Source organism: Bradyrhizobium sp. (assembly GCF_019244115.1).
Classification (GTDB): Bacteria; Pseudomonadota; Alphaproteobacteria; order Rhizobiales; family Xanthobacteraceae; genus Bradyrhizobium.
In genome coordinates, this window is sequence record NZ_JAFATE010000625.1 from 1 (window position 1) to 10,477 (window position 10,477).

Here is a 10,477-nt window from a genome sequence, read left to right on the forward strand (position 1 = left end):
TCGATGAATTCGACGAATTTGGCGTCTGATTGCTGCTCAACCGCGGGCGCCTCCGCAACCTGTGCCGCCATCGTCATGACCGCTCCCCATGCTTTGGCTGCTGCACGCAAGACGCCTCGGGGGGCGCTGCCGGCCCGCGCGCCGGGCTGCCGAAATCAATCGAATCAGGCGTGATCAGCGTCATTGCTACGACCCGAAAATGCGCCCGTAACCGCCGGTTGCTTCCAAATTGTACCACCATACAATTCGGATTTGAGTGACGATATGATCGCTAGATAGCCCAGTCAATACCGATTATATGTCATACAATGCCACCCAAGTGGGTTTATGTTGCACATATTGCATGCATACAAGATTGTTTGTGTGACGTTTTGCCCTATGATAAGGAACCGTGGCGAACAAGGCTCCGGGAACACCGGAAAGAGAATGCTTGAGAATCTGGAACTGCCGGCTGGCGATCGACCGCTCTATCAGCGCTTGGCGGACGCCATCGGCGCCCGCATCGCCAGCGGTGAACTGGCGAGCGGCGACAAGCTGCCGCCCTACCGTGAGATCGCCCGCTCGCTTGGCATCAATGTCACGACGGTGACGCGCGCGTTCTCGGCCTTGCAGCAGCGCGGACTGGTCGAGGCGCGTCCCGGCCGCGGCACACTGATCGCGTCGCGAGATGCGGAGGAGGGTGGTTTCAAATCTGCGCCCAGCGATGAGGCGGGCCTGATCGATCTCTCGGTCAACCGGCCGGCGACGTCAGCCTATCTGGAGGCGTTGACGGCGATGCTGCCGCGCCTCGCAAAGGATCGCCGGTATGGCTCCTTGCAGGATTATCATCCGCCGGAGGGCCCGCTATGGGCGCGCGGCGCGGTCGCCGAATGGCTGAACGGCGTGGCCGGCGACGGCGACGCCGGCCGCGTTCTGCTGACCGATGGCGCTCAGCACGGCCTTGCCTGCGTCTTGCGTGCGCTGACGCAGCGCGGCGATGTCGTGCTGTCGGATTCGATCACCTATCAGGGCATCAGCGCGCTATGCCGATCGCTCGGCCTTGACCTGCGCGGTCTGCCGCTTGATCGGGAAGGCATGCGGCCGGATGCGTTTGAAACGGCTTGTGCGAGCTTTCGACCGCGTGCCGTTTTTCTCGTGCCCAGCCTGCATAACCCCACAACGGTCGTCCTGAGCGAGGAGCGCCGTCATGCACTCGCGGCCGTGGCGCGCCGGCACAATGTGCTGATCATCGAAGATGACGTCTACCGGCCGCTGCTCGAACAGGCGGCGCCCTCTTTCGCCACTGTCGAGCCGGAGTTGACCGTCTATGTCAGCGGTCTTTCGAAATGCGTTGCGCCGGGTCTGCGCTTTGGATTGGTGATCGCGCCACGCGCCGTTCTCGGCAATATCGCGGCGGCGCTGCGGATTGATTGCTGGAGCATCAGTCCGCTCACAGCGCTGATTGCGACAAATCTGCTGGAGGAGGGGGGCGTCGCACGAATTATCGACGTTCAGCGCGAGGAGTTGCGTCGAAGGCAGGCCGTCTTGCGGGAAGCGCTTGCGACCTACGATGTTCAGAGCCATGAGATCTCGCCGCATGCTTGGCTGCATCTGCCCGAACCATGGCGCAGCGGCGCGTTCGCGCGGGCTTGCCGTCAGCGCGGCGTCGGCGTGCTGCCCGCCGACGCCTTTGCCGTCGGACGCGAAACCCTGGTCCATGCCGTGCGGATCAATCTCGGCGCAGCGCCCTCGCTCAACGATCTGCGGCAGGCGCTTGCGATCATTGCCGGGCTTTTGAACGATGGCCATCTAGAAATTTCCGGCGCGGTCTGAAGCGTCGTGGCCGCCGCTTCAATCAAGACGGAGATCGCAATCGTCGGCGCCGGCATCATCGCGCTTGCTGTGGCGTATCGGTTGGCGGCAGCCGGACGGGACGTTCTCGTCGTCGATCCCAACGATGTAGGCTCGGGCGCCTCCTATGGTAACGCCGGCGCCATCGCGCCTTACGGCTGCGCGCCGATCGGCAATCCCGACGTGCTGCGCAATTTGCCTTATCTTCTCCTTGGTTCGGAGAGTCCGTTCGCGATGCGTCCGGCCGCGCTTCCCAGTCTGCTTCCCTGGCTGTCGCGCTTCCTTTGGCAGTCGACACCGATGCGGGCGCGTCGCAACGGCCATGCAATTCACAGCCTGCTCAAGGACGCTGCGCAGGCCTGGCACCACCTGGCCGCGCAGGCCGGTGTCTCGGACCTCATCCACAATGAGGGTTGTCTCTACATCTATCGTGAAAAGGCGCCGGCAAAGGATTGGGCGTCGCGCCTGCGCGACGACCTAGGCGTCAAGCAGGAATGGCTCACATCGGATGAGGTGGCGAAATTGGAGCCCGCGCTTCCCCACATGGCGGGAGGCCTGTTCTTCCCTGATGCCGCCCATATCGTCGATCCGCCCGCGCTGACCCGGCGGCTCGCGATGGCGGCGCGATCCCATGGCGTGTCGTTTCAACGCGCCCGAGTGGAGCGGATCGAGCCACAGGGCTCCGACCGATTCCGGCTGGCTTGCGCCGACGTCGCGATAGCGGCCAATAAGGTCGTTCTCGCCGCTGGCGCCTGGTCGCGCACCCTTGCGCGGCAAGTGGGAGACGAGGTCCCGCTTGATACAGAGCGCGGCTATCACCTCGAATTCGCGATGGATGTCTGCCCGATCACGAGGCCCGTCAGCCCCATTGACCTCGGCTTCTACGTCACGCCGATGGCTGGCCGGTTGCGGGTCGCCGGCACCGTCGAACTCGGCGGCCTGCATGCGCCGCTCAATCCTCACCGCACCGCGCTGCTCGAACGCGGGGTGCGCAAATTGTTCCCCGATCTCGGCGCGCCACAGTCGCACTGGCTGGGTTTTCGCCCGTCGCTGCCGGATTCATTGCCGGTCATCGGACCAAGCCGACGCCATCCTGGTCTCATTCACGCCTTCGGCCACGGACATCTCGGCATGACCTTGGCGGCCGTGACGAGCGTCACCGTCGCAGGTCTCCTCGAGGGAGGAAATGGCGCTTGGGATCTATCCCCATTCCGGGTGGATCGATTCAGGTGAGACGCCGAGGCGCCTCATTCCGGACGACGGTGACGAAGAGCAGGACGGTCATGACATCCTAGGCGATTGAACGTGCCATCCCTATGCGGTCCGGCCGGCGTGTCTGTCAGGGCCCTGCTTGTTCTTGTCACGATCTTGCTTTAAAGCGCGGCGTCCGAGCCACCGGGCCGTTGTCGCGCAGTCGCCGCGGACTCATGCTGCTGCTGTTCGCTGCGCAGTGCCGCCGAACTGGGGTTCGTGACCCGCAAGCAGCGAACTCGCCTCATCCAGTCCTGCGATGTCATGATCGGCAGGTAGAGGGAAATCGCGCTGGTCAGCGTCGAGGGGCTTTCGTACGGTCTTCGACGAAACCTTGCACATCATCGCAAGCAACCCGATCGCGCGCTTCGTCAGAACCAGGGCACCAGCCGATGACCTCAGGACAACGCCTGCCGGCCTCGCTCACGCCGCTCGACGCGGCGCTCGCCGTGCTGCTTCAGGGGCTGGAGCCGTCGGCCGTCATCGAGCTTCCACTGCGCGAGGCACTGGGATGCGTTACCGCCGAACCTTCGCCCCTCAGGGCGTTTCCGCCGCATGATGTTGCTGCGGTCGACGGGTGGCCGCTCCGCGCCAGCGACCTGGTTGGCGCATCGTCTTATACGCCGGTGCCGCTAATGACGTCACCCGTTTGGGTGGAAGCGGGCGATCGAGTGCCGAGCGGCTGCGATTGTGTGATCGACGCCGATTCCGTCGAAGAAGCCGGCTCGATCATCCAGGTGTTGACAGAGGCTACTCCCGGGCAGGGCGTGCGCCGAGCCGGCGGCCACATCCCTGACGGCTTTGTTGCGGCGAGCGGCTCGCGCTTTCGATCGCTGGATCTCCTGGCCGCGCGATCGGCCGGGTTGGAGAAAATCAGGGTGCGCCGGCCGCGGCTGCGCATCGTCAATGTGCCCGCGAGCAACGGGGATCTGACAACGGCGCAGCTCATCGCGGAAAGCGCGCGCTCGGTCGGTACAGAGGTGGTTTATGCCGAGGCCGCCTCGCGCGACGCGGCATCGATTGCCAAAGCGCTCGACGCCACGGCTTGCGATCTGCTTGTCATCAGCGGCGGCTCCGGTGTCGGCCGCGCCGACGCCGCCGTCCTGGCCTTGGCAGAGCGCGGCGAGGTGCTTGCGCACGGCATCGCATTGCAGCCCGGCCGTACCTCCGCCATCGGCCGGATCGGAAAGACACCCGTCATTGCGCTGTCGGGTTCGGCGGACCAGGCGCTCGCAGCCTGGTGGACGTTGGCGCTTCCTGTCCTCGATCGCTTGTCGGGACGGCAGCCCCGCGGGACCACGATCCTGCCCCTTGCGCGCAAGCTTGCCTCCAGCATCGGCATCGCCGACATCGCGCTGCTTGGCCGCGAGGACGACCGCTGGGTGCCGCTTGCTGTCGGCGACCTTCCGTTCGCGACCCTCGTCGGCGCCGAGGCATGGCTGGTGGTCCCCGACAGCAGCGAAGGATTTGCGGCGGGAACACCGGTCGGTGCCTATCTGTTGAAGGATTGATAAGGGTTCGGACATGGCCAAAGCATCCCTGCCAAATGCGCGCGACAGCCGCGATCAGGATCAATTCCTGACCATCCTGTCGCGCGACGAGGCAACGGCACGTTTCGAAGCGGCCTTGTTTCCGCGGCAGCTCACGACAGAGCCGCGGCGGCTTGCCGATGCGCTCGGCTGCGCGCTGGCCCGGGATGTCTTAGCGCCAATCGACGTCCCGCCGTTCGATCGCGCCAACGTCGATGGCTTTGCCGTCCGGTCGGTCGACCTCGCCTCCGCGACCGAAACCACGCTCGTCCGCCTGATGCTCAATGACGAGGTCATCGCCTGCGGAGTTGCGCCCGTGCGTCCGGTGTTGTCCGGAACGGCGACATCCATTGCAACCGGCGGACCCGTGCCGCGCGGTGCCGATGCCGTGGTGATGGTGGAACACACCCAGCCTTCAGGAACGCGCGCGATCGAGGTGCGGCGAGCTGCATCGCCGGGGCAATTCGTGTCCTATGCCGGTTCGGACATCGCGCGCGGCGAGGCGCTGCTGCACGCCGGCACGATCATCGGCTCGCGTGAGATCGGCATGCTCGCCGCCTGCGGGATCGCCGAAATGCCCGTCGTGCGCAGGCCGCGCGTCGCCGTGATCTCGACCGGTGACGAACTGGTGCAGCCCGGGGAGCCGCTGCGGCCCGCAGAAATCTACGACACCAACGGTGCGATCGTCGCCGCTGCAATCAGGGAGAACGGCGGTGATGCGATCTTTGTCGGCGCCGTTCCCGATGATGAAGAGCAACTCGAGGCCGCGATGCGCAAGGCGCTCGAGACGAGCGACATGCTGGTGCTGTCAGGCGGGACGTCGAAGGGCGCGGGCGACGTGTCCCACCACATCATCTCCAGGCTCGGCAAACCCGGCCTCATCGCGCATGGCGTGGCGCTGAAACCGGGCAAGCCGCTCTGTCTTGCGGTGTGCAATCACAAGCCGGTCGTGATCCTGCCCGGCTTTCCGACATCGGCGATGTTCACCTTTCACGACATGATCGTGCCCGTGCTTCGGCGCATGGCAGGCCTGCCGCCGCGCTCGGACGCGAAGGTGACGGCCAAGGTGCCGGTACGGATCGCATCCGAGCTTGGACGCACCGAATTCGTGATGGTGTCGCTGGTCGAAGGCGAGGCCGGACTGATCGCATATCCTTCCGGAAAAGGGTCCGGCGCGATCACGTCCTTCGCGCAGGCGGACGGCTTCCTTCGGATCGATGCACTGGCCGATCAGATGCCAGCCGGCACCGCGACCGAGGTGACGCTGTTCACGCCGCATGTTCGGGTCCCCGATCTGGTCATCATCGGCAGCCATTGTACCGGACTGGATCTGGTCACGACGTCGCTGGCGCATGCAGGCATGACGGTGCGGTCGATTGCGGTCGGCAGTCTCGGAGGGCTCGCGGCGGCCAAGCGCAGTGAATGCGATCTGGCGCCGATCCACCTGTTCGATGAGAAGACCGAAAGCTACAACACGCCCTTTCTTGGCGCGGGGCTCGAACTGGTACCGGGCTGGCGGCGGATGCAGGGCATCGTCTTTCGAAGAGATGACAGGCGTTTTGATGGCCTGAGCGCGCAGGAGGCCGTGCGCACGGCGGTCGCCGATCCCGCCTGCATCATGGTCAACCGTAACCAGGGCGCCGGCACGCGCATTCTGATCGACCGGCTGCTCGGTGAAGCACGCCCCGACGGTTACTGGAATCAGCCGCGCTCGCACAACGCGGTCGCCGCCGCGGTGGCCCAGCACCGCGCCGATTGGGGCATGACCATCGCGCCGGTCGCGGATGCCTACCATCTCGGTTTCATCCCGCTTGCCGAAGAGCATTATGACTTTGCGCTGGTTGTCGCGCGAAAAGACCGGCTCGCGGTGCAGGCATTTCTCGCGGGGCTCGCCTCGCAGGAGGCGCGAGCCGCATTGGAGAAGGCCGGATTCGGGCCAGCGTGATCTTGAATCCCCGCAGCGGATGTATCGGCCGGTGCGGTGCGATCGAACCGGTCAGATGGTTCTCATCTACGACGATCTGGCGGCTCTTGGGCGTTTCGCCGCGTTCCGATCGTCCCGCACGGCCAGCCGCTTGTGGTTCTTCGCATGGGATTCGGCGTGGCGAACTTTCGTGCCGTGGTGATCGGCATATTCCTTGCCGTCGATCGGGGCCACATGCGCCGGATCTCTGTCGAGATACGGTCGACCGATTCCGAACTCCTTCCCATGTTCATCGATCCATTTCCAGAGGATCTCGGAAGACGTCCATCGCTGGTCGCGTGTCCCGCCTTTGACGCTCACGACGTCAGCCGCAAGCCCGTGGCCATAGCCACCGCGGAAGCTCCCGCCATGATACGACCTGTCGGTCGCCGCCCGGAGGCCGCTGGCAAGCGATTGACGGTAGTCATCGCGGAATGCGCTGGTGATGCCGGGCGCCAGCCCATTCTCCTCCGCGGCATGAAGCGCCTGAAACAGCCTCAGTCTAAAACCTCGATCCATGCCTCCGATCACGTAATCCGTCATCGGCATGGCGGCCTTCTGTGCGGCTTTGGGATCCTTCCACGCGAAATCCTCATCGACCAGTCTGGTGAAGCTTCTGGTGACAGTCCTTGTCTTGCCCTTGCGCTTGACCGTCACTTTCCTCTGCTCCTCCACCTTGATGGTGTCCTCCTTGGGCGCGCGCTGGTAGAGTGTCCACAAATATCGGTCGATGCAGGTGTCCATGATCAGGCAGTCGTCGACGATTTCGACAGAACTCACGTCCTCTCGGATGTCATTACGCCTCATGTCAGGCGTGCTCGCTCTCGCCGCCTGCACGGGCGGCGTTTCGGGAGGCAGCGTTTGCAACGAACCGGTCAAGTCGGCCCCGGTCCGCGCCTCCTCAGCTTGATCGCTGGCAGCGTTACCCATCGCGGTTGCCTGCGGCACGTCCGCATGCTCGGCATCGGCAGCAAGGGATGATGCGCAGTCCAGCAGTGGCGCTGCACCGCTGTTCTCGATCACGGCCGAACCAAAGCCGGCAAGCCAGGCGACAACCCAGCCCGCGAGAATGACCGTCAAGGCAGCCGCCGCTATCGCGCATCGCCGCGGGTTCATGATCGCAACCTCCAAAGCCTCCAACAAACCAGATTGCAGTAGCCGATCACGCCAATTCGCCGATCTTCGGATCACCATCCGAACGTGCAAGCGCGGAAGCGGCAGGTCGCATCTTTTTTCGGCGAGTGTTACCTCAGTGCAACGTGGCGCCGCAAGCAGGTCAAGGCATGTTATCGGAAGGCCGGCAGGGAAACCCATGATCGTGGTTTGCGCATGAGTCCGTCGATAAAATGCGGCCGTGGCCTTGGCGCGCCGGAGTCTTGGCAAGGTCGCGCGCGCTAGTCCAAAGGGTGCCACTGCTGGCGGTAGAGATCGTAGCGGGCAGGCGTCCGCTTTCCGTGAAAAGGAAGAAACCGTCGGCCTGATGGGTCGGGCGATCGGCCACACGCCATCGCCTTGCCTCTGGCGCTCAAATATGAAAATGATATAATAATTACAAAATATAATTGTTGGGCCGCGCCAAACCGATGCGGCGGGAGGGAGCAATGCAAGGGATCTTCTCATTGCGGACATGCAGCATTGTCGGATCATGCGCGATGCTGCCGCTGCTGACGGCGCCGGGTTTCGCTACCGACTGCGCGACGCTGGCGAGCGCGAGCCTCAATCTTCCCAACGTGGCCATCACCGGCGCTGTGGTGTCCGAGCCCGACAAGGGCCTGCCGCGCCATTGCCTTGTCACCGGCAAGGCCAATGAGCGGACCGGCGTCGACGGCAAAACCTACGCGATCCAGTTCGAGATGCGGTTGCCGGACGACTGGAACGGACGCTTCCTGCACCAGGTCAATGGCGGCAATGACGGTGTCGTGGTGCCGGCCTATGGCGACAGAATCGATGCGCCGTCGACCGGAGGGGTGCCGCCGCTGGCGCGCGGTTTTGCCGTGCTCAGTTCGGACTCCGGCCATCAGGGCAAGGACCCCGCCAATGCGGCGCTCGGTCTCGCCGGCGGCGTCGCCTTCGGCCTCGACCCGCAAGCGCGGCGCGACTATGGTTACAGCGCCGACATCACGCTGTCGCCGATCGCGAAAGCGATCATCGCGCAATATTACGGCCGCAAGCCGGACTATTCTTATATGTACGGCTGCTCCAATGGCGGCCGCCACACCATGGTCGCGGCCTCGCGCATGGGCGAGGCCTATGACGGCTTCCTCGCCGGCAATCCGGGCTTCGATCTGCCCAAGGCGGCCGTGCAGCATGCCTGGGACGTGCAGCACCTTCTCAAGATCGACCCCGACGTCCGCAAGTCGATCACGGTGGACGATGGCAAGCTGATGTCGAAGCGGGTGATCGAAGCCTGCGATGCGCTCGACGGCATCAAGGATGGCCTGGTGAGCAATGTCAGGGCTTGTCAGAAAACGTTCGATTTCGCGAGCCTCGTTTGCAAGGCCGGTGAGGCGGATAGCTGCCTGCCGCAGATCAAGGTCGACGCGCTGAAGGCGATGTTCGCAGGTCCCGTCAACAGCAAGGGCGAGGCGCTCTATTCCGACTGGCCGCTCGATGGCGGCATCGGGCTTGGCAACTGGCGGCTGTGGAAGGTCGAGAGCCAGATCCCGCCGTTCAACAATCAATCGTTGATCGCGACCATGGGCGCGGCCTCGCTGTCCTACATCTTCACCACGCCGCCGACGCGAACCGAGGGCGGCACCGAGCAGTTGATCGCGTTCCTCGCCGCGTTCGACTTCGACAAGGACGCGCCAAAAGTCTTTGCCAAGGATCCGACCTTCACGGAATCGGCGATGGATTTCATGACGCCGCCCGATGTCGCGCATCCGACGCTGGATGGACTGCGCAAGTCCGGCCACAAGATGATCGTATTCCATGGCCAGGCCGATCCGGTGTTCTCGCTCAACGACACCATCCACTGGTACGATGCGCTCGACGCCGACACCGGCGGTGAAGCCGCAAGCTTTGCGCGGCTGTTCGCACTGCCCGGCGTCACCCATTGCGGCGGCGGACCCGGCCTTGACAAGTTCGATGCGCTCGGCGCGTTGACGGACTGGGTCGAGAAGGGCAAGGCGCCGGATCGCATCATTGCCGGCGTCAATCCGGCCAACAAGGACGTGCCTGCCGACTGGAGTTCTGCGCGCAGCCGGCCACTGTGTCCATGGCCGTCATTTGCGAAATATCGCGGCGGTGACGCCGAGGACGCAGCGTCGTTTACCTGCGCGCGGGAATGACGGCCGGCCCGCGACCGAACCGAGATCTTATGATACGCTGAGGTCGTGCGCCACGCCGCGCAGAGCCTGCATGACATCGTTCAGGCCGGGGGCGGGCTCGGTGTCCTGCCGCTGCACGAACGGGCAGGTCAGGACCGCCAGCGCGCCTTCGGGGCCGAGAACGGGCGCGGAAACATCCACCACGCCGCGCGCCTGCAGGCTGTCGCCCTGCCAATAGCCGCGCGTGCGGATTTCGCTCAAAATGGCGGCGAAGTTTCGTGGGGTCGCCGTTTCGCCATTATGCTCGGCATGTTCGCGCAGCATCACCGCGCGCGTCGCCTCGTCCTGGAACGCCAGCATCACGCGTCCCGAGCCCGTCTTCAAAAGATCGATATGCGCGCCTAAGCGGATGGTCAGGCCCCAATTGTCCGGACTGTCGACCTGCGCGACGATGGTCAAGTCGCCGCGGTCGTAGACGCCGAGATGGCAGGATTGCCGGGCCTTTTCCGAAAAACGGTTCATCAGCGGCACCGCCGGCGTGAGCAGGCGTTTGAGCGGCGGATGGCGCGCGCCTAGCGCGAACAGCTTGTAGCTCAGCGAGTAGCGATCGCCTTCGAGCGAGCGCAGCACGTAAT

At 64.4% G+C, this 10,477-nt stretch carries 7 protein-coding genes; 5 read left to right on the forward strand and 2 right to left on the reverse strand.

What is annotated here, in order from left to right:
• Nucleotides 1-426: 426 nt before the first annotated feature.
• From JOZ76_RS27480 to JOZ76_RS27495, 4 genes are all read left to right on the forward strand, one after another.
• Nucleotides 427-1,812 carry an aminotransferase-like domain-containing protein gene (locus JOZ76_RS27480; protein WP_291704005.1) on the forward strand — a complete coding sequence of 462 codons (1,386 nt, stop codon included), beginning with the start codon at nucleotides 427-429 and terminating at the stop codon, nucleotides 1,810-1,812.
• Nucleotides 1,813-1,818: 6 nt separating this feature from the next.
• Nucleotides 1,819-3,063 carry an NAD(P)/FAD-dependent oxidoreductase gene (locus JOZ76_RS27485; protein WP_291704007.1) on the forward strand — a complete coding sequence of 415 codons (1,245 nt, stop codon included), beginning with the start codon at nucleotides 1,819-1,821 and terminating at the stop codon, nucleotides 3,061-3,063.
• A 410-nt stretch (nucleotides 3,064-3,473) separates the two neighbouring features.
• Nucleotides 3,474-4,592, forward strand: coding sequence for a molybdopterin-binding protein (locus JOZ76_RS27490; protein WP_291704009.1), 1,119 nt, complete (start codon nucleotides 3,474-3,476; stop codon nucleotides 4,590-4,592).
• A 13-nt stretch (nucleotides 4,593-4,605) separates the two neighbouring features.
• Complete coding sequence (locus tag JOZ76_RS27495; RefSeq protein ID WP_291704010.1) at nucleotides 4,606-6,555, forward strand: molybdopterin biosynthesis protein; 1,950 nt, start codon at nucleotides 4,606-4,608, stop codon at nucleotides 6,553-6,555.
• 66 nt (nucleotides 6,556-6,621) lie between these two features.
• Here JOZ76_RS27495 and JOZ76_RS27500 read toward each other — a convergent pair whose 3' ends face one another.
• The gene (locus JOZ76_RS27500) at nucleotides 6,622-8,076 is read right to left on the reverse strand and encodes a peptidase M15 (RefSeq protein ID WP_366938634.1); all 1,455 of its coding nucleotides are present in this window, start codon (nucleotides 8,074-8,076) and stop codon (nucleotides 6,622-6,624) included.
• A gap of 149 nt (nucleotides 8,077-8,225) precedes the next feature.
• On the opposite strand from JOZ76_RS27500, the gene JOZ76_RS27505 reads away from it, so the two are divergent.
• Nucleotides 8,226-9,863, forward strand: a complete 1,638-nt coding sequence (locus JOZ76_RS27505; protein ID WP_291704012.1) for a tannase/feruloyl esterase family alpha/beta hydrolase — start codon at nucleotides 8,226-8,228, stop codon at nucleotides 9,861-9,863.
• A gap of 27 nt (nucleotides 9,864-9,890) precedes the next feature.
• Here JOZ76_RS27505 and JOZ76_RS27510 read toward each other — a convergent pair.
• The coding region (locus JOZ76_RS27510) for an IclR family transcriptional regulator (RefSeq protein WP_291704014.1) at nucleotides 9,891-10,477 on the reverse strand (587 nt) is incomplete at its 5' end.

What these genes read in the sequence shown, in the direction of transcription:
- JOZ76_RS27480 (WP_291704005.1), top strand. Translation starts at nt 427, where the DNA reads ATGCTTGAGAATCTGGAACTGCCGGCTGGCGATCGACCGCTCTATCAG.
- JOZ76_RS27505 (WP_291704012.1), top strand. Translation starts at nt 8,226, where the DNA reads ATGCTGCCGCTGCTGACGGCGCCGGGTTTCGCTACCGACTGCGCGACG.
- JOZ76_RS27495 (WP_291704010.1), top strand. Translation starts at nt 4,606, where the DNA reads ATGGCCAAAGCATCCCTGCCAAATGCGCGCGACAGCCGCGATCAGGAT.
- JOZ76_RS27490 (WP_291704009.1), top strand. Translation starts at nt 3,474, where the DNA reads ATGACCTCAGGACAACGCCTGCCGGCCTCGCTCACGCCGCTCGACGCG.